This is a genomic window from Pseudomonas lactucae (assembly GCF_016937615.1).
GTDB lineage: Bacteria > Pseudomonadota > Gammaproteobacteria > Pseudomonadales > Pseudomonadaceae > Aquipseudomonas > Aquipseudomonas lactucae.
The window spans coordinates 1-24799 of record NZ_JAFHKI010000164.1 but is presented as its reverse complement, the minus strand read 5'-3'; the positions used below and the strand labels follow the sequence as shown (position 1 = coordinate 24799).

The window sequence follows — 24799 nt, the reverse complement described above, 5'->3', positions numbered from 1 at the left end:
TCGGCATGGCGGATAGCTTAGCGGATGCAAGCGGCCGCGCACACCCGGAGCGGTCAAACCTTGGCGGGAACCGGCACGGTTTTGCTGCGTGGACGCAACTGCGCAGCCGCCATCGTCGGGTCCGTCACGCCGGTTTCGGCGCGCATGCCGGCGGCGAGGAACGGCACCATCAGGCGCATGACCTGCTCAATGGAAGTGTTGACGCCGAAATCGGTCTCGGCAATCGCACGTAACGCCTTGATACCGGACATGCTGAACGCCGCCGCACCGAGCATGAAGTGCACGCGCCAGAACAGCTCGATCGGCGGAATCCGTGGGGCGGCTTCGTTGACCAGCAACATATAGCGGCGGAATACCTTGCCGTACATGTCTTCCAGATAGCGGCGCAGGTGGCCCTGGCTCTGGCTGAACGCCAGGCCCAACAGGCGCATGAAGATCGACAAGTCATTACCGCTGCGTGGCTGGACGACCAAGGCTTGCTCGACGAGGATTTCCAGCAGTTCTTCCAGGCTGGGCTTGTGGTCGGCCTTGGCCTGGCGCCGCTCCAGCTCACGATCGAGACTGGCGCAGAACGGCCCCAGAAAGCGCGAGAACACCGCCTGGATCAGGGCTTTTTTCGAACCGAAATGGTAGTTCACCGCGGCAAGGTTGACCCCGGCCTTGCTGGTGATCAGCCGCAATGAAGTTTCGGCGAATCCTTTTTCCGCGAACAATTGCTCGGCAGCATCGAGAATGCGTTCAACGGTTTCCGACTGGGCCATGGCTACTCCGCCTGACAAACACTTGTTTGAAACATACGTTTCAGGGTGTGTCTTGTCAAGTCTGCAGGTTCGCTTTGCGGCCGGGCAGTCATCTATTTCAGCGCTATTTAATCACATCCTTCCAGGTCTGTAGGCAGCGCTATCTCTACCGTGTAGGACAGATAAAGAATGACCGTCCAGCGGAGTCCTGAAAAAGGATGATTGCCAAGCGCAGTTCACTGTATATAATCCCAGTCACTGTATAAAAAGACAGAGCGATCAACATGCTAAAACTGACGCCACGCCAAGCTGAGATTCTGGCTTTTATCAAGCGCTGCCTCGATGACAACGGCTATCCGCCGACGCGAGCCGAGATTGCGCTGGAGTTGGGGTTCAAATCCCCCAACGCCGCCGAAGAGCACCTCAAGGCCCTCGCTCGCAAAGGCGCGATCGAGATGACCCCCGGCGCTTCGCGCGGCATTCGCATCCCTGGCTTCGAAGCCAAGGCCGACGAATCGACCCTGCCGATCATCGGCCGCGTTGCAGCCGGTGCGCCGATCCTGGCGCAGCAGCACGTCGAGGAATCCTGCAACATCAACCCGACCTTCTTCCATCCGCGCGCCGATTACCTATTGCGGGTACATGGCATGAGCATGAAAGACGTGGGCATCTTTGATGGTGACTTGCTGGCCGTCCACACCACCCGTGAAGCCCGTAATGGTCAAATCGTCGTCGCCCGTATCGGCGATGAAGTCACCGTCAAGCGCTTCAAGCGCGAAGGCAGCAAGGTCTGGCTCCTGGCCGAGAACCCTGAGTTCGCCCCGATTGAAGTGAACCTGAAAGATCAGGACCTGGTGATCGAAGGCTTGAGTGTCGGCGTTATTCGCCGCTAAAGGAGGCATCATGCAGATCGTGCACACCCCACAACACACACAACTGTCGCTGTTCGAAGCCTTTATGGCCCAACCTCTTGCGCCTATCCTCAAGGAGACGGTCGAAGCGCCCTGGGGCGCCGAGCCTGAGGCGTTCAGTGAACTGTCGTTGCGCGGTGCTGCCGGAAGCTGCCTGAGCCTGCTGGCGCCAATCCTGCGTGAGTTGAGCGAGGAGCAGGATGCACGGTGGCTGACGTTGATCGCACCGCCCGCCAGCCTCACCCAGGCTTGGCTGAGGGACGCCGGCCTCAACCGTGAACGTATCCTGCTCCTGCAACCACGCGGCGCACAAAGCGCCCAGCAATTAACGTGTGAAGCGTTACGCCTGGGGCGCAGCCATACCGTCGTAAGCTGGTTGAATCCGCTGAATGCGACGGCCAAGCAGCAGTTGATCAGTGCTGCACGTTTGGGCGATGCGCAGAGCTTGAATATTCGACTGGGATAAAGTCACTGGCCCAGCCTGTAGTGATCGGGCTCGTCACAGAAGCCCCTTCACCACAAGACTCAATGAAGAACGCGCGGCCCGTCTTCTTTCTCCGGCTCGCCTTCCGCCAGCGACCGGCCATTTGCACGCCCACGCTCAACATGGCTTTTGCCACTTCCACGTGCTGGCCCTGCAAAAACACTTTTGCGTCTTCGGAAAAATCCAGGATAACCAGAGAACCTTCGTCCTCGGCCCGGCGCAGCTCGATTCGGCCGTCAGGCAGTTCAACAATTTCCAGAAAGGACGTCGGCATAAAAGTCTGTTCTCCACGAAAGGCCGGGATTATATCAGTCATACACCCAGCCTCGCTGAGGATCTGAACAGGTTTCTTTACAGCTTGATGAACGGTGCTTTTTGAGTCCGAGCCGCTATTAACACTCGTTAAGACCTTCCCGAAAGCGCAGTGCCATCTTCTTCAGCTCTTGCCGCCAGCCTTCCAACTCCTCCCGACTCAGGGGCTTGGGCTCTTCCTCCTCCAACGCCACCGCCACGATCAGCGGTTGGGTCACGTCGCCCTTGGGCACATGGGGAACCCTTGGTGGCTGGAACATATCCGCATGGGCCTTGAGCAAACGCGCCACCCAGCTGTCGGGGCTCTGAGCCATTTCCACCAGCTCAGCCAGTTCGGGGATGGCCATGGACGCCAGCACTTCGCTGTTCATGATCATTTCCGCACGCGGCGAACCGGCCTGTGGCAGACGGTAGAACCCGGCGATCTCATGGCACAGGCCCAGCAAGGCGCCGTACAAGTGGAACAACGCCGCTTCACGTCCTGCCTGGACCAGCGCAATAGCATTCATCTCTTTCCCTTCCTCGGCGCGGCCGAGGGCTTCCAGGGACAAACCCGCAAAGTAAATTTTCTGATTGGTACGGGTATAGAGTTCGTTGGCCATAACGGCAAATCTCCACAACGAATAGGCATGATGCTGGCTGAACAGTGTCACGGATCAGCTGAGTCGACTGCAAGTGCCATGAACGGCTGCTAATCCTGGCTCAAGACACAAGGGGCTTGCTCCCGATAGCGGTGCATCAGTCATACACATGTCGACTGATGCACCTATATCGGGAGCAAGCCCCCTCTCACATTCAAGCGTCAGGTCAGCGTATCCGGCGGATCAAGCGCCCTGGCGCTTGTCTTCGACCTTCCACTTGCCGCCGTCGTAGAACGCTTTCCAGCCGGTAGGCTTGCCGTCCACTTCGGTCTGCACGTACTGCTCCTTGGTCTTGCGGCTGTAGCGGATCACGGCTGGGCGACCATCCGGGTCCTTCTTCGGCGCTTCACACAGGAAGTGGTACTTCGGATCGATCTCGTCCTTGTGCGGCACGATCTCCAGCACCAGCGGCGCACGGGTCTCGCGGTTTTTCGGGAACTGGCTGGCGGCCAGGAACAGCCCAGAAGCACCATCACGCAGGATGTAGGTGTCGTTGACCTTCTCGCACTTGAGCTCAGGCATCTTCACCGGGTCCATCTTCGGCGGCGCCGCGTCGCCGCTTTTGAGCAGTTTGCGGGTGTTCTTGCAGGTCGGGTTGGTGCAGCCGAAGAACTTGCCGAAACGGCCGGTTTTGAGCTGCATCTCGCTGCCACACTTGTCGCACTCCAGGCTCGGACCTTCGTAGCCCTTGATGCGGTAAGTCCCCTCTTCGATCTCGTAACCATTGCAATCCGGGTTGTTACCGCAGATATGCAACTTGTGTTTTTCATCCAGCAGGTAGGCGTCCATCGCCGTGCTGCAGATCGGGCAACGGTGCTTGCCACGCAATACCAGCGACTCGGATTCACCTTCGTCATCGGCAGCGATTTCATCACCCGGCACCAGGTTGACGGTGGCCTTGCAGCGCTCTTTGGGTGGCAGGCTGTAGCCCGAGCACCCCAGGAACACACCGGTGGATGCGGTACGAATCTGCATCGGCCGGCCGCAGGTCAGGCACGGAATATCTGTCATCACCGGCTGGTTGGCACGCATGCCGCTGTCAGGGCTTTCGGCTACTTCGAGCTTCTTCTTGAAGTCGCCATAGAATTCGTCCAGTACGTTTTTCCAGTCACGCTCACCCTGGGCCACGTCATCGAGGTTCTCTTCCATGCCGGCGGTGAAGCCGTAGTCCATCAGGTTGGAGAAACTCTCGGACAGACGCTCGGTGACGATGTCACCCATCTTTTCCGAATAGAAACGACGGTTATGCAGCGCCACATAGCCACGATCCTGGATGGTGGAAATGATCGCCGCGTAGGTCGAAGGACGACCGATACCGCGTTTTTCCATCTCCTTGACCAGGCTGGCTTCCGAATAACGCGCCGGCGGCTTGGTGAAGTGCTGCGACGGGTCGAGCTTGATCAGCTTCAACGTGTCGCCCTGGGCCATGTCCGGCAGCACGTCGTCGTCGCCTGGCTTGGCGATCTGCGGCATCACACGGGTGTAGCCGTCGAACTTGAGGATACGGCCCTTGGCGCGTAGCTCGAAATCACCGGCGCCCACGCTCACGGTGGTGGACAGGTATTGCGCCGGCAGCATTTGGCAAGCCAGGAACTGGCGCCAGATCAGCTCGTAGAGGCGCTCAGCGTCACGCTCCATGCCGCTCAGCTTGGCGGGCGTGGTGTTGGCGTCGGAAGGACGAATCGCTTCGTGAGCCTCCTGGGCGCCTTCCTTGCTGCTGTAGACGTTGGGCTTCTCCGGCAGGTACTTCTTGCCGAATTCGCCTTCAATATACGTGCGCGCCATCGCCACCGCGTCCTGCGACAGGTTGGTGGAGTCGGTACGCATGTAGGTGATGTAGCCGGCTTCGTACAGACGCTGGGCCATCATCATGGTTTTCTTCACACCGAAGCCCAGGCGGTTACTCGCCGCCTGTTGCAGGGTGGAGGTGATGAACGGTGCCGACGGCTTGCTGCTGGTCGGTTTGTCTTCACGCTTGACGATGCTGTAGCTGGACGCCTTGAGCTTTTCCAGCGCGGCCATGGCCTGGGCTTCGTTCAGCGGCTTGAAGGCCTCGCCTTTCTCGCGAGCCACTTCAAAGCGCACGTTGGCGCCCTTGGCGGTGCCGAGGTCGGCGTGGACTTCCCAGTACTCTTCGGGGTTGAACGCACGAATTTCACGCTCACGCTCCACCACCAGCTTGACCGCTACCGATTGCACACGGCCAGCGGACAGGCCACGGGCGATCTTCGCCCACAGCAGCGGCGAAACCATGTAGCCCACCACGCGGTCGAGGAAACGCCGGGCCTGCTGGGCGTTGACGCGGTCGATGTCCAGCTCGCCCGGCTTGGAGAAAGCTTCCTGGATGGCTTTCTTGGTGATTTCGTTGAACACCACGCGCTTGTAGCGGCTGTCGTCGCCGCCGATGGCTTCGCGCAGGTGCCAGGCAATGGCTTCCCCTTCGCGGTCCAAGTCCGTTGCGAGATAGATGGTGTCGGCATCCTTGGCGAGCCGGCGCAGCTCTTCGATGACCTTTTCCTTGCCGGGAAGGATTTCGTATTTGGCCTTCCAGCCATGATCCGGGTCTACGCCCATGCGCGAGACGAGCTGCTTGCGCGCTTTCTCTTTAGGCGTGAGCACCGGACCTTCGCCCGCAGCCGCCTTGCCGCGCTTGGCGGCTGGCTCCTTGCTGGCGCTAGCCGAACCGCTGGTGGGCAGGTCTCGGATATGGCCGATACTCGACTTCACCACGTACTCGTTACCCAAGTACTTGTTGATGGTCTTGGCCTTAGCCGGGGATTCCACAATGACCAGCGATTTGCCCATGGATCGGAAAATTCCTGAATTCGAGAAGTGAAAGGCAGTTGGCGCCTGACGCGGCAACGCTATATATAGTGGCAACCGGGTGAGGTCAAGCGCAGCATTCTGCGCGACCTGCCGTTATTGCCCTGAAAAAAGACTGGGTTCGGCCTGGACCAAAGCAAAGCGCGGGACCTGCTCGCCGTCAACTTCGACGGACTCCAGGAACATGCTCAAGGGGCGCACCCAAAAACCGTATTCGCCATACAGTGCTTGGTAGAACACCACTTCTTCTTCGGTTTCGGAGTGCCGCGCCACACTGAAAACACGGTACTGCGGCCCCTTATAATGTTGGTAGAGCCCTGGTTCAACTTTCATGCTCCGGCCCTCTTAGAAAATTTGTTAAAAAAAATACAAAAAAACCCAAAAACAAAAACCGGGGCACTGGGCCCCGGCTTCCGTCAACTCAACGCTTAGACGCGTTCGAAGACGGTGGAAATGCCTTGGCCGAGACCAATGCACATGGTGGCTACCCCGAGGTTGCCGCCATTTTGCTTCATCACATTGAGCAAAGTGCCAGAAATGCGTGCACCGGAGCAACCGAATGGGTGGCCCAGGGCAATCGCACCGCCGTGCAGGTTAACCTTCTCGTTCATCTTGTCGAGCACTTTCAAATCTTTCAGCACTGGCAAGGCTTGTGCGGCGAAAGCTTCGTTGAGCTCGAAGAAGTCGATATCGGAGATGGAAAGGCCCGCGCGCTTCAAGGCTTTTTGTGTGGCCGGTACTGGACCATAGCCCATGATCGCCGGGTCCACACCCGCCACCGCCATCGAACGGATCACGGCCAGCGGCTGGATGCCCAGGTCTTGGGCACGCTGCGCCGACATCACGATCATGCACGAAGCACCGTCGGTGATTTGCGATGAAGTACCGGCCGTCACGGTGCCGCCCTTTGGATTGAAGGCGGGCTTGAGCGCCGCCAGGCTTTCCAGGGTGGTATCCGGACGAATGGTTTCGTCGTAGTCGAACAGTTTCAGGAAACCGTTCTCGTCGTAGCCGTTCATCGGGATGATTTCATCCTTGAACTTGCCTTCCACGGTCGCCTTGTGGGCGAGCTGGTGGGAGCGCACGCCGAATGCGTCCTGGGCTTCACGGGTAATACCATGCATTTTGCCGAGCATTTCCGCGGTCAGGCCCATCATGCCCGACGCTTTTGCCGCATACAGCGACATGTGCGGGTTCGGGTCGACGCCGTGCATCATACTGACGTGGCCCATGTGCTCCACGCCGCCGACCACGAACACATCGCCGTTACCGGTCATGATCGCCTGGGCGGCCGTGTGCAGCGCGCTCATCGACGAACCGCACAGGCGGCTCACGGTCTGGCCCGCCGCGGTGTGCGGGATCTGCGTCATCAGGGAAGCCATGCGCGCGATGTTCCAGCCCTGTTCCAGGGTCTGGTTGACGCAGCCCCAGATCACGTCCTCGACTTCGTTCGGGTCGACCTTGACGTTGCGTTCCAGCAGTTTGCTGATCAGGTGTGCCGACATGTCTTCGGCACGGGTGTTGCGGTGCATGCCGCCCTTGGAGCGGCCCATCGGTGTGCGACCGAAGTCGACAATCACCACGTCTCTTGGATTCAAGCTCATAAATATTCTCGCTCTAGTCGTTTGGGCGCTTAACCGAAGAAGCTCTGGCCATTGCTGGCCATTTCACGCAGCTTCGCGGTCGGGTGGTACAGCGGGCCCAAATCAGCGTATTGATCAGCCAGGGCAACGAATTCAGCCACACCGATCGAGTCGATGTAACGCAGCGCACCGCCACGGAAGGGAGGGAAACCAATACCGTACACCAGGCCCATATCGGCTTCGGCGGCGGTCTCGACGATGCCGTCTTCCAGGCAACGCACGGTTTCCAGGCACAGGGCGATCATCATCCAGTTGATGATGTCTTCATCGGACACTTCACGCTGCTCGTAGATGACTGGCGCGAGTACTTCATGCACCGAAGGATCAGCGACTTTCTTCTGCTTGCCCTTCTTGTCGGTCTCGTAGGCGTAGAAGCCCTTGCCGTTCTTCTGGCCCAGGCGCTTGGCGTCGTAGAGCGCGTCGACAGCCGAGCGGCGGTCGTCTTTCATGCGGTCCGGGAAGCCTTCAGCCATCACGTCGCGACCGTGGTGGCCGGTGTCGATACCGACCACGTCCATCAGGTACGCCGGGCCCATGGGCCAGCCGAATTTTTCCATCACTTTGTCGATGCGTACGAAGTCCACACCGGCGCTGACCAGCTTGGCGAAACCGCCGAAGTACGGGAACAGCACGCGGTTGACCAAAAAGCCCGGGCAGTCGTTGACCACGATCGGGTTCTTGCCCATTTTCTTGGCGTAGGCAACGGTGGTGGCAACGGCCAGCTCGCTGGACTTCTCGCCACGGATCACTTCCACCAGCGGCATCATGTGCACCGGGTTGAAGAAGTGCATGCCGACGAAGTTTTCCGGACGCTTGAGGGCCTTGGCCAACAGCGAGATGGAAATGGTCGAGGTGTTGGAGGCAAGGATGGTGTCGTCTTTGACCTGGGCTTCCACCTCAGCCAGTACCGCTTGCTTGACCTTCGGGTTCTCGACAACCGCTTCGACCACCAGGTCGACATGGCCGAAATCGCCGTAGGACAGCGTAGGACGAATGCCGTTGAGCACTTCAGCCATTTTCGCAGCGGTCATGCGACCTTTATCAACGCGGCCCACCAGCAGCTTGGCGGCTTCCGCCAGGCCCTGCTCGATACCGTGCTCGTTGATGTCTTTCATCAGGATCGGCGTGCCTTTGGACGCCGACTGGTAGGCAATACCGCCACCCATGATACCGGCACCGAGTACGGCAGCCTGTTTCACGTCCTTGGCAATTTCGTCATAGGCCTTGGCTTTTTTCTTCAGTTCCTGATCGTTCAGAAACAGGCCGATCAGGCTTTGGGCAGCCGAGGTTTTCGCCAGTTTGACGAAGCCTGCCGCTTCCACTTCCAGGGCTTTGTCGCGACCAAAGTTCGCGGCCTTCTGGATGGTCTTGATCGCCTCAACCGGCGCCGGGTAGTTCGGGCCGGCCTGGCCAGCCACGAAACCCTTGGCGGTTTCGAACGACATCATTTGTTCGATGGCGTTGAGCTTGAGCTTTTCCAGCTTCGGCTGCGCTTGGCCTTGTAGTCAAATTCGCCACTGATGGCGCCTTTGATCAGGTTCAGAGCGGCTTCAGCCAGTTTGTCCGGGGCAACCACAGCGTCGACGGCACCGACTTTCAGCGCGTCTTCGGCACGGTTTTCTTTACCGGCGGCGATCCACTCGATCGCGTTGTCCGCGCCGATCAGACGTGGCAGGCGCACGGTGCCGCCGAAACCTGGGTAGATGCCCAGTTTCACTTCCGGCAAACCGACTTTGGCGGTAGCGGACATGACGCGGAAGTCCGCAGCCAGGCACATCTCGAACCCGCCGCCCAGCGCGATGCCATTGATCGCGGCAACGGTCGGCACGTTGAGGTCTTCGAAATCGCTGAAAATCTTGTTGGCTTCGAGGTTGCCAGCCACCAGCTCGGCATCGGGCAGCTTGAAGTTGTCGACGAATTCGGTGATGTCAGCGCCGACGATGAATACGTCCTTGCCGCTGGAGACGATCACACCTTTGATCGATGCATCAGCCTTGATGGTGTCTACGGCCTGACGCAGTTCGTTCAGGGTTAGACGGTTGAACTTGTTGACGGACTCACCCTTGAGGTCGAATTTCAATTCGACGATGCCACTTTCAAGAGCCTTAACCGTGATGGCTTTACCTTCGTAAATCATCAACTGATCTCCACGATATGGAAGCTGAACAGTACACACTGGACGCTGGCCTCTGGTTTGACATTGACAGCTGCGTCAATGCTCACGCCAATCCGCCAGGCACACCCGCCAATGCGATAGTCGGGGTTCTGTATGAACGGTCTGACAGACAAACGCTCAATTCATACGCCCGTTTGATTTGGGTACGCCACCTTCATCCAATTCCAGGCAATTGTCAATCGCCCGAAAGGCCAGGAAAAAGGCGACTTTCCAGTCATTTTCAGAACCCTGCCCCCAGGCGCCCGCCGCGTCAATATCGCATTATTCATGAAATCAATAATTGAAAAGATTTGGCAAAGGACTGTACAGAACCGGATATGCCGCTAGGCTAGCGACAACCGTAACGCGCCTGGATGAACATCCGACGCGACAAACACTGATTTACCGGCCTGCCTGGCCAACTCCAGCCCGATGATGATGTCGGGCTTTTTATTGCCTGCTGCATTTAATCAAGCCAAGGCCTTGAGTAGGGCATCAATGGCCAGCAAATCACTTGCCTCGCCCTTCTCGCCCCAATACAAAGCGATCATTTGCTTGTCAGCTTCCACTTTGTAAACGTTGGCCGGCAACGTCGCAAAATGCGGCAACACCTTCTCATCCACACACACTTCGCGCCACTGGTTGACCCACACACCCGGCTCCAACTGCCAATAACTCCAGACCGACGGTGTGCCGCCGCGCCGTGGCCGGCAATACTGCGCGCAGGGGCTTGGCGGCTCCTGCTTGAGCCAGTGCGGCCACTCCTGGGGCGCCAATTGCATGGCCAGGCCGATACGTCGCGCCTCCATGCGCAGGGCCATGCGCCCGCTCTGCCCACGCGACGGGCGCAGCCAGGCCAGGGGGCTTAAAACCATCGCAAGGATTGACACCACTATCCACACCGTCATATGTGTACTCCCGAATTTCTAGATGAGCGGATTTGACCTGACGCAACTCCATCCGCTTGAAAGCAGCCATACTGAACTTATTGCAGTCCCTTGGAGGAACGCCTCATGCCCTACAAACATATTCTGGTCGCTGTCGACCTGACCGAAGAGTGCGATCCGGTGATCAAGCGCGCGCAGGAATCTGCATTGGCCAATGGCGCCATACTATCGCTGGTGCATATCGTCGAGCCCATGGCCATGGCCTTTGGCGGTGACGTACCGATGGACCTTTCCCAGTTGCAGCAACAACAATTTGACCAGGCCAAGGAGCGCCTGGACCGTTTGATTCTCAAATACCCGCATCTGAAAAAGGAAGACTGCCACCTGACATACGGCCAACCGCGCCAGGAAATCCACCACTTGGCCAAGGAAAAGGCTTGCGACTTGATCGTGGTGGGTAGCCATGGTCGTCACGGTTTGGCGTTGTTGCTGGGTTCTACTGCCAATGATGTGCTGCATGGCGCGCCATGTGATGTGCTGGCGGTGAAGCTGGTCAAGAGTTCATAAGACCACTGAAGATCAAAATGTGGGAGGGAGCTTGCCCCCTCTCACATTTAAATCGCATTTCAAATAAAAAAGCCCGGCGCTCATAGAAGAGCGCCGGGCTTTTTTATTGCCCGCGAATCACTCAGGCATCCAACTCAGCCCAACGCTCAACCAGCACTTCCAGCTCCTGGTTCAACGTCTCCAGCGAAGCGATGACCTTGGCGGTTTCCGCCGCAGGACGCTGGTAGAAACCCGCGTCGGCCATTTCTGCTTCTACCGCGGCGATCTGCTGTTCCTTGGCGTCGATATCACCCGGCAAGGCTTCCAGTTCCCGTTGCAGCTTGTAACTGAGCTTCTTCTTGGCGGCGGGCGCGGCTTCCTGTGCCGGTGCGGCAGCAGCGGCAGGTGCCACCACCGCCGAGTTCAAGTCGGCCTTGCCGGACTTGCTCTCGGTCACACCCAGCAAACGCGGCGAACCACCCTGGCGCAGCCAGTCCTGATAACCACCGACGTACTCGCGCACCTTGCCTTCACCTTCGAAGACCAGGGTGCTGGTGACCACGTTGTCGAGGAATGCCCGGTCGTGGCTGACCATCAGTACGGTGCCGTTGAAGGTCAACAGCACCTCTTCCAGCAGTTCGAGGGTTTCCACGTCGAGGTCGTTGGTCGGTTCGTCGAGCACCAGCAGGTTCGCCGGCTTGCTGAACAGCTTGGCCAGCAGCAAACGCGCACGCTCACCACCGGACAAGGCTTTGACCGGCGTACGCGCACGCTGCGGGCTGAACAGGAAATCGCCCAGGTAGCTCAACACATGGCGGCTCTGACCGTCGATGTCGATAAAGTCGCGGCCTTCGGCCACGTTGTCGATCACGGTTTTTTCCAGGTCCAACTGATGGCGCAACTGGTCGAAGTAGGCCACATCGATACGCGTGCCCTCTTCCACGCTGCCGCTGGTCGGTTGCAGACCACCGAGCATCAACTTGAGCAAGGTGGTCTTGCCGGTACCGTTGGCGCCCAGCAGGCCGATACGATCGCCGCGTGCCAGGACCATGGAAAAGTCCTTGATCAGGAACGGGCCGTCCGGATGATGGAAGCTGACATTCTCCAGCACCATCACCTGCTTGCCAGACTTGTCGGCGGTATCCAGCTGGATATTGGCCTTGCCGGTACGCTCGCGGCGTTCGCTGCGCTCGACACGCAACGCTTTCAACGCACGCACGCGGCCTTCGTTACGGGTGCGGCGCGCCTTGATGCCCTGGCGGATCCAGACTTCTTCCTGGGCCAGCTTCTTGTCGAACAACGCGTTGGCGGTTTCTTCCGCGGACAACGCGGCTTCCTTGTGCACCAGGAAGCTGGCGTAGTCGCCGTTCCAGTCGATCAGGCCGCCACGGTCCAGCTCCAGGATGCGCGTCGCCAGGTTTTGCAGGAAGGAACGGTCGTGCGTGATGAACAGCACGGCGCCCTGGAAATCCTTGAGCGCTTCTTCCAGCCAGGCAATGGCGCCGATGTCCAGGTGGTTGGTCGGCTCATCGAGCAGCAGCAGGTCGGGCTCGGACACCAGCGCCTGGGCCAGCAGCACGCGACGACGCCAGCCGCCGGACAACTGGGCGAGGGTCTTGTCGGCCGGCAGTTGCAGGCGGCTCAGGGTGCTGTCGACCAGTTGCTGAAGACGCCAGCCGTCACGGGCCTCGAGGTCTTGCTGGACGTGCATCAGTTTGTCCAGGTCGGCTTCGGTGACGCAGTTCTGCGCCAGATGATGGTACTGCGCAAGCAGTTCGCCAACGCCGTCCAGGCCCTCGGCAACCACGTCGAACACTGTCCGTTCGTCGGCCACCGGTAATTCCTGCGGCAATTCGCCGATCTTCAGGCCTGGGGCGCGCCAGACAGAGCCCTCATCGGGCTTTTGGTCGCCTTTGACCAGCTTCATCATGCTGGACTTGCCGGTGCCGTTGCGGCCGATGATGCACACCCGCTCACCACGGGCGATCTGCCAGGACACCTTGTCCAACAACGGCATAGCGCCGAAAGCAAGGGACACATCGCTGAATTTGAGCAGGGTCATACGCTTCTCCAAAAACTGGGCGCGCATTCTACCTGAGTTGAGGGTGGGATGCGGCCCGCATTTTCACTGCTGATACGTTCTGTAGGACATTTCTGGCGAACTTGAACGAACCGCCCGGCAAAGCTTTCGCCCGCCGCTGGCAAAAGGCTAAGCTAGGGGCAATCAGTGTCGGCGGTGCCGGTGCTAGTCGTGATTTCTCTGCACGGACGTCTCATGCGCAGTCGCCTTTTCAACTTTTTATCTTGTCTGCTTCTTTCCGCCACCGCCGTTCAATCCGCCCAGGCCGTGGACCTCACCACCCAACGTCAATATTACGATGAAGCCAAACGCGCCCTCGCCAAAGGCGATACGGGCCCGTACATGCAATACAGCCAGGCCCTGGCCGACTACCCGCTCACGCCGTACCTGGCCTATGACGAACTGACCGCGCGGCTGAAAACCGCGAGCAACGAGGAAATCGAACAATTCCTCGCCAAAAACGGCGACCTGCCCCAGGCCAACTGGATGAAACTGCGCTGGTTGCGCTGGCTGGCCGACCGTGGCGACTGGCAGACCTTTGAAAAGTACTACGATGCCAAGCTCAATTTCGTCGAACTGGATTGCCTGCACGGCCAGTATCAGCTCACCCACAACCTGAAGGCCGAGGGCTATAAGACCGCCGAAAAGCTATGGATGACCGGCAAATCCCAACCCGCCGCCTGTGATGTCACCTTTGGCCAGTGGGCCTCCGATGGCCAACTCACTGAACAGAAGATCTGGGACCGCGCCAAACTCGCCGCCGAAGCACGCAACTACGCGCTGGCCAACAGCCTGGTGAAAACCCTGCCTACCCTCGGCGCTCAAGGCCGTCTGATGGTGGACGTGGCGCAAAAGCCCGACATGCTCAGCGACCCATCACGCTTCCAGCCGGCCACCGAGGCCATGTCGGACGCCGTGGGCCTGGGCCTACGTCGCTGGCGCGCCAGGACCCGGACAAGGCCATGGCCCTGCTCGACGGCTATGCCAGCAGCATGCACTTCTCGCGTGACGAAAAAGTGTCGATCGCCCGCGAAATCGGCCTGACCCTGGCCAAGCGCTTCGACCCGCGCGCCCTTGAAGTCATGACCCAGTACGACCCCGAACTGCGCGACAACACCGTTTCCGAGTGGCGCCTGCGCCTGCTGTTGCGCCTGGCCCGTTGGGAAGATGCCTACCAGTTGACCCGTAAACTCCCGCAAGACTTGGCCACCACCAACCGCTGGCGCTACTGGCAGGCCCGCAGCCTGGAACTGGCCGAGCCGAAAAACCCGCAAGCCCTGGTGCTGTACAAGAACCTGTCGCGGGAGCGGGACTTCTATGGTTTCCTTGCCGCCGACCGTTCCAAGGCGCCGTATCAGTTGAACAACAAGCCGCTGGTGATGAGCCAGGCGCTGATCAACAAGGTCCGTAACACCCCCGGCGTGCGCCGCGCCCTGGAGTTTTATGCGCGTGGTCAGGTGGTGGACGGCCGCCGCGAGTGGTATCACGTCAGCCGTCACTTCAACCGTGACGAGATGGTCGCCCAGGCCAAGCTGGCCTACGACATGAAGTGGTACTTCCCGGCCATCCGCACCATCAGCCAGGCGCAGTACTGGGACGACCTGGACATCCGCTTCCCCATGGCCCACCGCGACACCCTGGTGCGCGAAGCCAAGGTCCGTGGCCTGCATTCAAGCTGGGTATTTGCCATCACCCGCCAGGAAAGCGCCTTCATGGACGACGCCCGCTCCGGCGTCGGCGCCAGCGGCCTGATGCAACTGATGCCCGGCACCGCCAAGGACACCGCGCGCAAGTTCAGCATCCCGCTGGCCTCCCCGGCCCAAGTGCTGGACCCGGATAAAAACATCCAGCTCGGCGCTGCCTACCTGAGCCAGGTGCACAGCCAGTTCAACGGCAACCGCGTGCTCGCCTCCGCCGCCTACAACGCAGGCCCCGGCCGCGTGCGCCAGTGGCTGCGCGGGGCCGATCACCTGAGTTTCGACGTATGGGTGGAAAGCATCCCCTTCGACGAAACCCGCCAGTATGTGCAGAACGTGCTGTCTTATTCGGTGATCTACGGGCAAAAGCTCAATTCGCCACAGCCGTTGGTGGATTGGCATGAGCGGTATTTTGATGATCAATAGACGCTGAGCCGTTGCACTAAGCACTCGATTTGCAGAACGAAGCACATACAAATGTGGGAGGGGGCTTGCTCCCGATAGCAGTGTTTCAGTCAGCATTTTTGTTGCTGACCCACCGCTATCGGGAGCAAGCCCCCTCCCACATTTGGATATTCGGAGTGTCTGGAACTGTGGATGCTTCTTAGAGATCGCCATCACTGAACTGCAACGCCGCCAAGCGTGCATACAGCGGATTACTCGCAATCAACTGCTGATGCGTGCCCACCGCCACCAGCTTGCCCTGGTCCATCACCGCAATCCGGTCGGCGTTCTTCACGGTGGCCAATCGATGTGCAATCACCAGCGTGGTACGCCCCTGCATCAACTGCGGCAACGCTTGCTGGATCAGGTGCTCGCTTTGGGCGTCGAGGGCGCTGGTGGCTTCGTCCAGCAATAGGATCGGTGCATCTACCAGCAACGCGCGGGCGATGGCCAGGCGTTGGCGTTGGCCGCCCGAGAGGCCCATGCCGCCATCGCCCAGATGCGTCTGATAGCCGTTGGGCATTTGCAGGATAAAGTCGTGGGCGTGGGCAATGCGCGCGGCGGCCTCGACCTGCTCGCGGGTGGCGTTCGGGTTGCCGTAGCGGATGTTTTCTTCGACGCTGCCGAAAAACAACGCCGGGCTCTGCGACACCAGGGCGAAGTGACGGCGCAGGTCCATGGGGTCGAGTTCGGTCAGCGCCTGCCCTTCGAGCAGGATGCGCCCGTGCTGGGGGTCGTAGAAGCGCAGCAGCAGGTCGAAGATCGTCGATTTGCCGGCGCCGGAAGGGCCAACCAGGGCCAGGGTTTCACCGGGGTTGATGCTCAGGCTCAGGCCGTCGATGGCGTAACTGTCAGGCCTTGAAGGGTAGGAAAAACGCAGGTCCTGCAGTTCCATGCGCCCACTGACCCGCTCCGGCAATTTCACGGTATCGGTGGCGGGCGCCTGGATTTCGTTGGTGGACTGCAACAACTCACCGATGCGCTCGGCTGCGCCGGCCGCGCGCTGCAATTCGCCCAGCACTTCACTCAACGTACCGACGGCGCTGCCGACGATCAGGCTGTAGAACACAAACGCCGCCAGTTCGCCGCCGGAAATGCGCCCACTGATCACATCCATGCCGCCCACCCACAACATCACACCCACGGCGCCGAGCACCAGCATGATCACCAGGGTAATCAGCCAGGCGCGCTGGGCAATACGTTTGCGCGCGGTGGCGAAGGCTTCTTCCACGGTCACGGCAAAGCGTTGTTCGTCCTGACGCTGGTGGTTGTAAGCCTGCACGGTCTTGATCTGGCCGAGAGTCTCGGACACGTAGCTGCCGACATCGGCAATACGGTCCTGGCTCAACCGCGACAGGCTGCGCACGCGGCGGCCGAAGATCAGGATCGGTGCCAGCACCAGCGGCAGCGCCACCACCACGATGCTGGTTAGCTTGGGGTTGGTCACAAACAACAGCACGATGCCGCCGATCACCATCAATGCATTGCGCAGGAACAGCGACAGCGACGAGCCGATCACCGATTGCAGCAAGGTGGTGTCGGTGGTCAGCCGCGACTGGATTTCCGAGCTGCGGTTGTTTTCGTAGAAACCGGGGTGCAGGTAGATCAGGTGGTTGAACACCTGGCGACGAATATCCGCCACCACCCGCTCGCCGATCCACGACACCAGGTAAAAGCGCGCAAAGGTGCCCACCGCCAGGCCCAATACCAGCACCATGAACAGGCCGATGGACTGGTTGAGCAGATGCGGTGACTGGGTCATGAAGCCTTGGTCGACCAGCAGGCGAATGCCCTGCCCCATGGACAAGGTGATGCCGGCGGTGACGATCAGCGCCAGCAAGGCACCCAGCGCCTGCCAACGGTAAGGTGCGATAAAACGGCTGGCCAGACGAATCGCGCGGCGTTGACGGACTGAGAGCATAGCGGGATCACCAATGAAGAACCTATCCTCAACATTGGGGGAACTTGGGCAAATAGCAATGAGTCAGGTTAATTATGCCCGCCGATGCAGACCGCTAGAGGCTATCGGTCTAACGCCCGGCTGGAAATCGGTCGCCATTTCTGGTGGACTGGGTGTTCGAACCCGTGACCGGCAGGGAGTTGTAACAGCGCGGTCACGCGGGGGTTTTAGAGTAGGTACACAACCTGATGAGGAGACAGGCCATGACCTTGCAAAACAGCAGCGATGCCAAGATTGAAGTAATCCGCCAGCCGCAGCAGCTGCCTTGCTCGTACATCGACGCCAAGGGCCGTGAAGTGCAGATTACCGAAGAAATGATCCAGCAAGCCTGCAGCGAACTGGAACAGCGCCTGGTCAAACCTGCCCAGCAAGGCTGAAGCGCTCGCGTTCTTTCAGACCCGGCCTCCATGGCCGGGTTTTTTATGCGGGTTAAATCGCTTCGGCACCGAGGGCCGAGACGATCTGCAACAGCGCGGCGGATTCGCCATTGATCCGCACCTTCAGCCCCTCGATCTCACGGCGTGCGGGGTAGTGCTTGCGCAGCAGGTCGAACGCCGTACGCTGCTCCTCCACCGACCCTACAAGGCTGCGACGAAAATCCGCATCATCGCGGCGCGGGTCGTACACGCTGCGGCACAAGGTCGCCAGCGCCCACGCCGGGTCGGTTGCAGCATTCAAGTGCACCTCGGCCAGCCACAAGGGTGGCAGCAGGTCGCTCAACTGGATGCTCGGCACCTCGCCCAGGTGCGCACAGAACGCCTGGTAAATCTGCGCCGTGCCGCGCTGGCGGCCTTCAAGGCTGTAGCCGGCGATATGCGGGGTGGCCAGTACGCACAGGTCGGCCAGCTCGACATCCACCGCGGGTTCGCCTTCCCACACGTCCAGCACCGCTTGCAGGTCTTCGCGTTCCAGCAGCACCTCGCGCAAGGCGGCGTTGTCCACCACCGGGCCACGGCTGGCGTTGATCAGCCAGGTGCCCGGCTTAAGCTGTTCGAGGCGCTGGCGATCAAGCAAATGCCAGGTGGAGCCGTTGCCGGATTTGGTCAGCGGAGTGTGCAGGCTGATCACATCGCACTGCTCGACGATCTGCGCCAGGCTCACATAATCGCCGTCTTCGGCGATCTGCCGCGGCGGGTCGCACACCAGCACCTTCCAGCCCAGGCCCTTGAGTGCCTTGACCAGGCGCCCGCCCACTTCACCGGCACCGACGATGCCATAGGTGCGTGTGGTGAGGTCGACGCCTTCGATCTCGGCCAGGGTCTGCAGGCTGCCCAGCACATAATCCACCACCCCACGCGCGTTACAGCCGGGGGCGCTGGACCACTGGATACCGGCCTGCTTGAAGTAGCCGAGGTCCAGGTGATCGGTGCCGATGGTGCAGGTGCCGACAAACCGCACCTTCGTGCCCTCCAGCAACGCACGATTGACGTTGGTCACCGAGCGCACCAGCAACACGTCGGCCTGCTCGACCGTGGCGCGGTCAATGGAACGGCCGGGCACCCGGCGAATCTCGCCAAATCCTTGGAAAAATGCATCGAGCAGCGGGATATTTTCGTCGGCAACAATCAGCATGGCAGGCTCCTTTGGCGGATCGGCAGTGTACAGGGATGCGATCTCCAATGTCGGAGGGGCAGCGATCTTGGAGTGCTTACAAATCGCTAACACAGGTTTTTTCCTGACTGATGCGTCAAGGCGTAGAATCCGCCGTCCTTGCGCGCCTCTCTATTGGACACCCGTACGTGAACACTGCCACCGCCCCCCTCACCCGCCCCGCCCGCGTCCGCCAGGAAGTGCGCGGCCTGATGACGCTCGCGCTGCCGATCATGATCGGCCAACTGGCCACCACGGCCATGAGTTTCGTCGACGCGGTAATGGCCGGGCGGGTCAGCCCCCAGGACTTGGCGGCGGTGGGCCTGGGCAACTCGATCTGGATCCCGGTGTACCTGCTGATGACCGGTACCTTGCTGGCGACCACGCCGAAAGTCGCCCAGCGCTACGGCGCGGGCCAGTTCAGCGAGATCGGGCCGTTGGTGCGTCAGTCATTGTGGCTGGCCGTCGTGGTGGGGATCATCGGCGCCTGCTGTTGCTGTGCGCCCAACCGATCCTGCAGGCGATGAAGGTCGAGCCTGACCTGATCGCCCCGTCCATGGGCTACCTGCATGGCATCGCCGCCGGTATGCCGGCGGTTGCACTGTATTACGTGCTGCGCTGCTTCAGCGATGGCCTGGGCCGCACCCGGCCCAGCATGGTCCTGGGCCTGGTCGCCTGGCGCTGAATATTCCGCTGAACTACATCTTCATCTACGGCCACTTTGGCGTGCCGGCCATGGGCGGCGTGGGCTGCGGCTGGGCCACGGCCATTGCGATGTGGGTGATGATGCTCGGCCTGGCCGCCTGGACGCGCTGGGGAGCCGCCTACCAGAGCAGCGAATTGTTCAAACGCTTCGACTGGCCGCAATGGGCGGTGATCAAACGCGTGCTGGGGATTGGCCTGCCGATTGGCGTGGCGATCTTTGCCGAATCGAGCATCTTCGCGGTGATCGCCCTGCTGCTCGGCAGCCTGGGGGCTACAGTGGTGTCGGGGCATCAGATCGCGCTGAACGTCAGCTCGCTGGTGTTCATGATCCCCTACTCCCTGAGCATGGCTATCACCGTGCGGGTCGGCCAGGCCCTGGGGCGTGGCGAGGCGCGGGAAGCCCGCTTCGCCGCCGGGGTCGGCATGGGCACCGCGCTGGCGTATGCCTGCCTGTCGTGCGGCCTGATGCTGGTGTTTCGCGAGCAGATCGCGGCGATCTACACGCCGGACCCGATAGTGATCCACCTGGCGTCGACGCTGATCGTGTTTTCCGCGCTGTTCCAGTTCAGCGACTCGATCCAGGTCACCGCCGCCGGCGCCCTGCGTGGCTACCAGGACACCCGCGTCACCATGGTGCTGACCCTGTTTGCCTATTGGGGCGTGGGGCTGCCGGTGGGTTACGCCATGGGGCTGACCCACTGGCTGGGCGAACCCAGCGGCCCAAGCGGCTTGTGGCAGGGGCTGATCGTGGGCCTGAGTTGCGCGGCCGGGATGTTGCTGGTGCGCCTGGCGCGCAGTGCACGCCGGCGCATCCGGGCCGACAAGGCGCGGGCTTAATCGGCCTTCTTGCGGATCCAGTACAGGTAGGTACCGGCCTGTTCCTGCTGATCCACCAGTTCGTGATCAAGGAACACGCAGAACTTGGGGATATCGCGGCGGGTCGACGGGTCGGTCGCGATCACCTTGAGCAGGCCGCCGGGCGCCAGGTCGCGGATGTGTTGGTGCAGCATCATCACCGGCTCAGGGCAATTGAGGCCCGTTGCGTCGAGGGTGCCATCAACGGCGGTGTCGAAAATATCGCTCATCGTCTACTCCTGAAACCGGCGCTCAGTTCAGCGGGCCTTGGTTTTCTTCACATCCACCAGCCGACGCAGGTGGCACGTCACTTCCTCACGGTCGTGATACAGCTGCTTGCAGCCGATTTCCACGCGAATGCCGCGCGCCTTGAAGCCGTCTTCGATGCGTTCCAGCAGGCGCTTGACCTCGGCATAGCGCTGCTTCATCGGCAACTTCAGGTTTACCACCGCCTCACGGCAATACCCCTCGCCGATCCAGGTTTCCAGCAATGCCGCGTTGCGCGCGGGTTTCTCGACGATGTCGCATACCATCCAGTCCACCGGCTGCTTGGGCACGAAGGTGAAGCCGTCGGCCATCAAGTGCTGCACCAGGCCGGTGTCCATCAGGCTTTCGGCCATGGGACCGTTGTCGATAGCAGTCACCAGCATGCCACGGTTGACCAGTTGCCAGGTCCAGCCGCCCGGCGCGGCACCGAGGTCGACGCCGGTCATGTCGCCATGCAGACGTTCGTCCCACTGGTCGCGAGGGATAAAGTGGTGCCAGGCCTCTTCCAGCTTCAGGGTCGAACGGCTTGGCGCGTCCCGTGGAAACTTCAGGCGCGGGATGCCCATGGGCCACATCGCCGAGTTATTCGACTCGGCCAGGCCCATGAACACTTCGCGGCCACTCTTGAATGTCAGCAGCAGGCGCGGCTTGCTCGGGTCGTCCACCAGCTTGCCGGCATTCAACAACGCTTTGCGCAGGTGCACTTCGAACTTTTTGCAGAAATTCGACAGTTCCTTGCCGTCGTTGGTGTCGACCATCTCCAGCCACAGGCTGCCACACACCGGAAACGCGCGCAGGTGGGCGAGGATCACGCTGATGCGGTCGGTTTCCGGCAGGTCGATGAACACCCCACGCGCCCACTGCCGGGGGAAGATCAGCTCGGCAAAGCGCTGGCCGTGCATCAGGCGCTGGGCGCCATCTTCTTCGGTGCAGACAAATTCGGCGCAGGCGCTGCCGGTCTTGGCCTTGGCGTAACCGGAAACGTTCAGGCGCGCGGCGTGTTCCGCGATCTCGGAACAGACTTCGCCTTCAAAGCCCGGACGGCAGTGCATAAAAAGGGTGTTCATTGCATCTCCTGGTGAATCAACCGGCATTGCGCTATCGCAATGCCTGTCATGAAAACGCGCGCATGATAGCCGAGTTCGGAACCTTGGACTTAACCATAGAGTCCAGTTATTAGCCTGCTAATGAAAACAGCGCTAAGTTGATAGCTCTGTTCGTCCCGTCAGGTCCGTAGCCGTGCGGACCAAAAGGAGTCGTGTCATGTCATCGCTTGATAGCCTGAGTACCCTCAAGACCCTGCAAATAGACAGCAAAACCTATCACTACTTCAGCCTGCCCGAAGCCGCCAAGCGCCTGGGCGACCTGGACAAGTTGCCGATGTCGCTCAAGGTGCTGCTGGAAAACCTGCTGCGCTGGGAAGACAACAAGACCGTCACCGGTGCCGACCTCAAGGCCATTGCCGCCTGGCTCAAAGAGCGCCAGTCCGACCGCGAGATCCAATACCGCCCCGCCCGTGTGCTGATGCAAGACTTCACCGGGGTGCCCGCCGTGGTCGACCTGGCCGCCATGCGCACCGCCGTGGCCAAGGCCGGTGGCGACCCGCAGCGCATCAACCCGCTGTCACCGGTGGACCTGGTGATCGACCACTCGGTGATGGTCGACAAGTTCGGCAACGCCGACGCCTTCGAACAAAACGTCGACATCGAAATGCAGCGCAACGGCGAACGCTACGCCTTCCTGCGCTGGGGCCAGAGCGCCTTCGACAACTTCAGCGTGGTGCCGCCGGGCACCGGCATCTGCCATCAGGTCAACCTCGAATACCTGGGCCGCACCGTGTGGACCAAAGACGAAGACGGCCGCACTTACGCCTTCCCCGACACGCTGGTAGGCACCGACTCACACACCACCATGATCAACGGCCTCGGCGTACTCGGCTGGGGCGTCGGCGGGATCGAGGCGGAAGCGGCGATGCTCGGCCAACCGGTGTCGATGCTGATTCCGGAAGTGATCGGCTTCAAGCTCACCGGCAAACTCAAAGAGGGCATCACCGCCACCGACCTGGTGCTGACCGTGACCCAGATGCTGCGCAAAAAGGGCGTGGTGGGTAAATTCGTCGAGTTCTACGGCGACGGCCTGGCCGATCTGCCCCTGGCGGATCGCGCGACCATCGCCAACATGGCTCCGGAATACGGCGCCACTTGCGGCTTTTTCCCAGTGGATGAGGTCACCGTCGACTATCTGCGCCTGTCCGGACGCCCGGCCGAAACCGTCAAACTGGTGGAGGCCTACACCAAGGCCCAGGGCCTGTGGCGCAATGCTGGCCAGGAGCCTGTGTTCACCGACAGCCTGGCCCTGGACATGGGCAGCGTCGAAGCCAGCCTCGCCGGGCCGAAACGCCCGCAGGACCGCGTCGCCCTGCCGAATGTCGGCCAGGCCTTCAGTGACTTCCTCGACCTGCAGTTCAAACCCACCAACAAGGAAGAAGGCCGCCTGGAAAGCGAAGGCGGTGGCGGCGTGGCCGTGGGCAATGCCGACCTGGTGGGCGAAGCCGATTACGAATACGAAGGCAACACCTACCGCCTGAAAAACGGCGCGGTGGTCATCGCCGCCATCACTTCCTGCACCAATACCTCCAACCCCAGCGTGATGATGGCCGCCGGGCTGGTCGCCAAAAAAGCCGTGGAAAAAGGCCTGACCCGCAAACCCTGGGTCAAAAGCTCCCTGGCGCCCGGTTCCAAAGTGGTCACCGATTACTACAAGGCCGCCGGCCTCACCCAGTACCTGGACGCGCTCGGCTTCGACCTGGTGGGCTATGGCTGCACCACCTGCATCGGCAACTCCGGTCCGTTGCCCGAGCCGATTGAAAAAGCCATCCAGAAGGCCGACCTCACCGTCGCCTCGGTGCTGTCGGGCAACCGCAACTTCGAAGGCCGCGTGCACCCACTGGTCAAAACCAACTGGCTGGCTTCGCCGCCGCTGGTGGTCGCTTATGCCCTGGCCGGTACCGTGCGCATCGATATCAGCAGCGAGCCGCTGGGTAACGACAAGGACGGCAAGCCGGTCTACCTCAAGGACATCTGGCCGAGCAGCCAGGAGATCGCCGACGCGGTGGCGCAGGTCAGTACCGGCATGTTCCACAAGGAATACGCCGAGGTGTTTGCCGGCGACGCGCAGTGGCAGGCCATTGAAGTGCCGCAGGCCGCCACTTACGTATGGCAGCCGGACTCCACCTACATCCAGCACCCGCCGTTCTTCGACAACATTGCCGGCCCGCTGCCGGTGATCGAAGACGTCAAAGGCGCCAACGTGCTGGCCCTGCTGGGGGATTCGGTGACCACCGACCACATCTCCCCCGCCGGCAACATCAAGGTCGACAGCCCCGCCGGCCACTACCTGCGCGAGCAAGGCGTGGAACCGCGTGACTTCAACTCCTACGGCTCACGCCGGGGTAACCATGAAGTGATGATGCGCGGCACTTTCGCCAATATCCGTATCCGCAACGAAATGCTCGGCGGCGAGGAAGGCGGTAATACGCTGTATATCCCCACCGGCGAGAAGATGCCGATCTACGACGCCTCGATGAAATACCAGGCCTCGGGCACGCCGCTGGTGGTGATCGCCGGGCAAGAATACGGCACCGGCTCGAGCCGCGACTGGGCGGCCAAGGGCACCAACCTGCTGGGGGTCAAGGCGGTGATCGCCGAGAGTTTCGAGCGCATCCACCGCTCCAACCTGGTGGGCATGGGCGTGCTGCCGTTGCAGTTCAAGCTGGATCAGAACCGCAAGACGCTCAAGCTGACCGGCAAGGAGAAGATCGACATCCTCGGCCTGACGGACGTGGACATCGTGCCACGCATGAACCTGACGCTGGTGATTACGCGGGAGGATGGCAGTAAGGAGAAGGTCGAGGTGCTGTGCCGGATCGACACGCTCAATGAAGTGGAGTACTTCAAGTCAGGCGGGATTTTGCACTATGTGCTGCGCCAATTGATTGCCAGCTAAAGCACACTGGAGATCTAATGTGGGAGGGGGCTTGCCCCCGATGGCGGTGGGTCA

General features: G+C 60.7%; 16 protein-coding genes and 4 pseudogenes. 7 read left to right on the top strand and 13 right to left on the bottom strand.

Annotation, left to right across the window (positions count from 1 at the left end):
• Positions 1-53: 53 nt before the first annotated feature.
• Positions 54-761: a transcriptional regulator PsrA gene (gene psrA / locus JWR98_RS25655; RefSeq protein WP_003172576.1), complete on the bottom strand. Its 708-nt coding sequence runs from the start codon at positions 759-761 to the stop codon at positions 54-56.
• A 263-nt stretch (positions 762-1024) separates the two neighbouring features.
• On the opposite strand from psrA, the gene lexA reads away from it, so the two are divergent.
• On the top strand, positions 1025-1633 hold the full coding sequence (lexA, locus tag JWR98_RS25650; RefSeq protein ID WP_003172575.1) for a transcriptional repressor LexA: 609 nt from the start codon (positions 1025-1027) through the stop codon (positions 1631-1633).
• Between the two features lie 10 nt (positions 1634-1643).
• On the top strand, positions 1644-2117 hold the full coding sequence (sulA, locus tag JWR98_RS25645; protein ID WP_003172574.1) for an SOS-induced cell division inhibitor SulA: 474 nt from the start codon (positions 1644-1646) through the stop codon (positions 2115-2117).
• A 59-nt stretch (positions 2118-2176) separates the two neighbouring features.
• Here the strand turns inward: sulA and JWR98_RS25640 are convergent.
• The 7 genes and pseudogenes from JWR98_RS25640 to JWR98_RS25610 form a co-directional block, all read right to left on the bottom strand.
• Positions 2177-2409 (bottom strand): annotated as a pseudogene (locus tag JWR98_RS25640) (hypothetical protein).
• Between the two features lie 118 nt (positions 2410-2527).
• Positions 2528-3049, bottom strand: coding sequence for a DUF6586 family protein (locus tag JWR98_RS25635; RefSeq protein ID WP_078732038.1), 522 nt, complete (start codon positions 3047-3049; stop codon positions 2528-2530).
• Between the two features lie 222 nt (positions 3050-3271).
• Entirely contained in the window at positions 3272-5893 is a 2622-nt protein-coding gene (gene topA / locus JWR98_RS25630) for a type I DNA topoisomerase (RefSeq protein WP_078732037.1), read from the bottom strand.
• A gap of 114 nt (positions 5894-6007) precedes the next feature.
• Positions 6008-6244 carry a DUF1653 domain-containing protein gene (locus tag JWR98_RS25625; RefSeq protein ID WP_003172568.1) on the bottom strand — a complete coding sequence of 79 codons (237 nt, stop codon included), beginning with the start codon at positions 6242-6244 and terminating at the stop codon, positions 6008-6010.
• A 95-nt stretch (positions 6245-6339) separates the two neighbouring features.
• On the bottom strand, positions 6340-7515 hold the full coding sequence (gene fadA, locus JWR98_RS25620) for an acetyl-CoA C-acyltransferase FadA (protein WP_003172567.1): 1176 nt from the start codon (positions 7513-7515) through the stop codon (positions 6340-6342).
• 29 nt (positions 7516-7544) lie between these two features.
• Positions 7545-9691, bottom strand: a pseudogene (gene fadB, locus JWR98_RS25615) (fatty acid oxidation complex subunit alpha FadB).
• Between the two features lie 488 nt (positions 9692-10179).
• Positions 10180-10617, bottom strand: a complete 438-nt coding sequence (locus tag JWR98_RS25610; RefSeq protein ID WP_205491533.1) for a hypothetical protein — start codon at positions 10615-10617, stop codon at positions 10180-10182.
• Positions 10618-10722: 105 nt separating this feature from the next.
• On the opposite strand from JWR98_RS25610, the gene JWR98_RS25605 reads away from it, so the two are divergent.
• Entirely contained in the window at positions 10723-11163 is a 441-nt protein-coding gene (locus JWR98_RS25605; RefSeq protein WP_049709433.1) for a universal stress protein, read from the top strand.
• Between the two features lie 121 nt (positions 11164-11284).
• Here JWR98_RS25605 and JWR98_RS25600 read toward each other — a convergent pair whose 3' ends face one another.
• Positions 11285-13204, bottom strand: a complete 1920-nt coding sequence (locus JWR98_RS25600) for an ATP-binding cassette domain-containing protein (protein WP_205491531.1) — start codon at positions 13202-13204, stop codon at positions 11285-11287.
• A gap of 213 nt (positions 13205-13417) precedes the next feature.
• Here JWR98_RS25600 and JWR98_RS25595 point away from each other — a divergent pair.
• A pseudogene (locus tag JWR98_RS25595) lies at positions 13418-15345 on the top strand (transglycosylase SLT domain-containing protein).
• Positions 15346-15523: 178 nt separating this feature from the next.
• Here JWR98_RS25595 and JWR98_RS25590 read toward each other — a convergent pair.
• Positions 15524-17284: an ABC transporter transmembrane domain-containing protein gene (locus JWR98_RS25590; RefSeq protein ID WP_205491529.1), complete on the bottom strand. Its 1761-nt coding sequence runs from the start codon at positions 17282-17284 to the stop codon at positions 15524-15526.
• Positions 17285-17526: 242 nt separating this feature from the next.
• Between JWR98_RS25590 and JWR98_RS25585 the strand changes: the two genes are divergently transcribed.
• A complete protein-coding gene (locus tag JWR98_RS25585; RefSeq protein WP_014717504.1) occupies positions 17527-17700 on the top strand; it encodes a PA1571 family protein in 174 nt (57 codons plus the stop codon).
• 52 nt (positions 17701-17752) lie between these two features.
• On the opposite strand, the gene pdxB is transcribed toward JWR98_RS25585, so the two are convergent.
• A complete protein-coding gene (pdxB, locus tag JWR98_RS25580; RefSeq protein ID WP_205491528.1) occupies positions 17753-18895 on the bottom strand; it encodes a 4-phosphoerythronate dehydrogenase PdxB in 1143 nt (380 codons plus the stop codon).
• A 167-nt stretch (positions 18896-19062) separates the two neighbouring features.
• On the opposite strand from pdxB, the pseudogene JWR98_RS25575 reads away from it, so the two are divergent.
• Positions 19063-20455, top strand: a pseudogene (locus JWR98_RS25575) (MATE family efflux transporter).
• On the opposite strand, the gene tusA reads toward JWR98_RS25575, so the two are convergent.
• A complete protein-coding gene (tusA, locus tag JWR98_RS25570) occupies positions 20452-20703 on the bottom strand; it encodes a sulfurtransferase TusA (RefSeq protein ID WP_003172555.1) in 252 nt (83 codons plus the stop codon). The pseudogene JWR98_RS25575 and the gene tusA sit on opposite strands and share 4 nt — an antisense overlap.
• A 27-nt stretch (positions 20704-20730) precedes the next feature.
• Positions 20731-21807, bottom strand: a complete 1077-nt coding sequence (rlmM, locus tag JWR98_RS25565; protein WP_078732028.1) for a 23S rRNA (cytidine(2498)-2'-O)-methyltransferase RlmM — start codon at positions 21805-21807, stop codon at positions 20731-20733.
• A gap of 196 nt (positions 21808-22003) precedes the next feature.
• Between rlmM and acnA the strand changes: the two genes are divergently transcribed.
• Complete coding sequence (gene acnA, locus JWR98_RS25560) at positions 22004-24745, top strand: aconitate hydratase AcnA (RefSeq protein ID WP_205491527.1); 2742 nt, start codon at positions 22004-22006, stop codon at positions 24743-24745.
• Positions 24746-24799 lie beyond the last annotated feature (54 nt).

Excerpts from the sequence above, each read along its gene's own strand:
- psrA (WP_003172576.1), bottom strand. The coding sequence starts at position 761 with ATGGCCCAGTCGGAAACCGTTGAACGCATTCTCGATGCTGCCGAGCAA.
- lexA (WP_003172575.1), top strand. The coding sequence starts at position 1,025 with ATGCTAAAACTGACGCCACGCCAAGCTGAGATTCTGGCTTTTATCAAG.
- sulA (WP_003172574.1), top strand. The coding sequence starts at position 1,644 with ATGCAGATCGTGCACACCCCACAACACACACAACTGTCGCTGTTCGAA.
- JWR98_RS25635 (WP_078732038.1), bottom strand. The coding sequence starts at position 3,049 with ATGGCCAACGAACTCTATACCCGTACCAATCAGAAAATTTACTTTGCG.
- topA (WP_078732037.1), bottom strand. The coding sequence starts at position 5,893 with ATGGGCAAATCGCTGGTCATTGTGGAATCCCCGGCTAAGGCCAAGACC.
- JWR98_RS25625 (WP_003172568.1), bottom strand. The coding sequence starts at position 6,244 with ATGAAAGTTGAACCAGGGCTCTACCAACATTATAAGGGGCCGCAGTAC.
- fadA (WP_003172567.1), bottom strand. The coding sequence starts at position 7,515 with ATGAGCTTGAATCCAAGAGACGTGGTGATTGTCGACTTCGGTCGCACA.
- JWR98_RS25610 (WP_205491533.1), bottom strand. The coding sequence starts at position 10,617 with ATGACGGTGTGGATAGTGGTGTCAATCCTTGCGATGGTTTTAAGCCCC.
- JWR98_RS25605 (WP_049709433.1), top strand. The coding sequence starts at position 10,723 with ATGCCCTACAAACATATTCTGGTCGCTGTCGACCTGACCGAAGAGTGC.
- JWR98_RS25600 (WP_205491531.1), bottom strand. The coding sequence starts at position 13,204 with ATGACCCTGCTCAAATTCAGCGATGTGTCCCTTGCTTTCGGCGCTATG.
- JWR98_RS25590 (WP_205491529.1), bottom strand. The coding sequence starts at position 17,284 with ATGCTCTCAGTCCGTCAACGCCGCGCGATTCGTCTGGCCAGCCGTTTT.
- JWR98_RS25585 (WP_014717504.1), top strand. The coding sequence starts at position 17,527 with ATGACCTTGCAAAACAGCAGCGATGCCAAGATTGAAGTAATCCGCCAG.
- pdxB (WP_205491528.1), bottom strand. The coding sequence starts at position 18,895 with ATGCTGATTGTTGCCGACGAAAATATCCCGCTGCTCGATGCATTTTTC.
- tusA (WP_003172555.1), bottom strand. The coding sequence starts at position 20,703 with ATGAGCGATATTTTCGACACCGCCGTTGATGGCACCCTCGACGCAACG.
- rlmM (WP_078732028.1), bottom strand. The coding sequence starts at position 21,807 with ATGAACACCCTTTTTATGCACTGCCGTCCGGGCTTTGAAGGCGAAGTC.
- acnA (WP_205491527.1), top strand. The coding sequence starts at position 22,004 with ATGTCATCGCTTGATAGCCTGAGTACCCTCAAGACCCTGCAAATAGAC.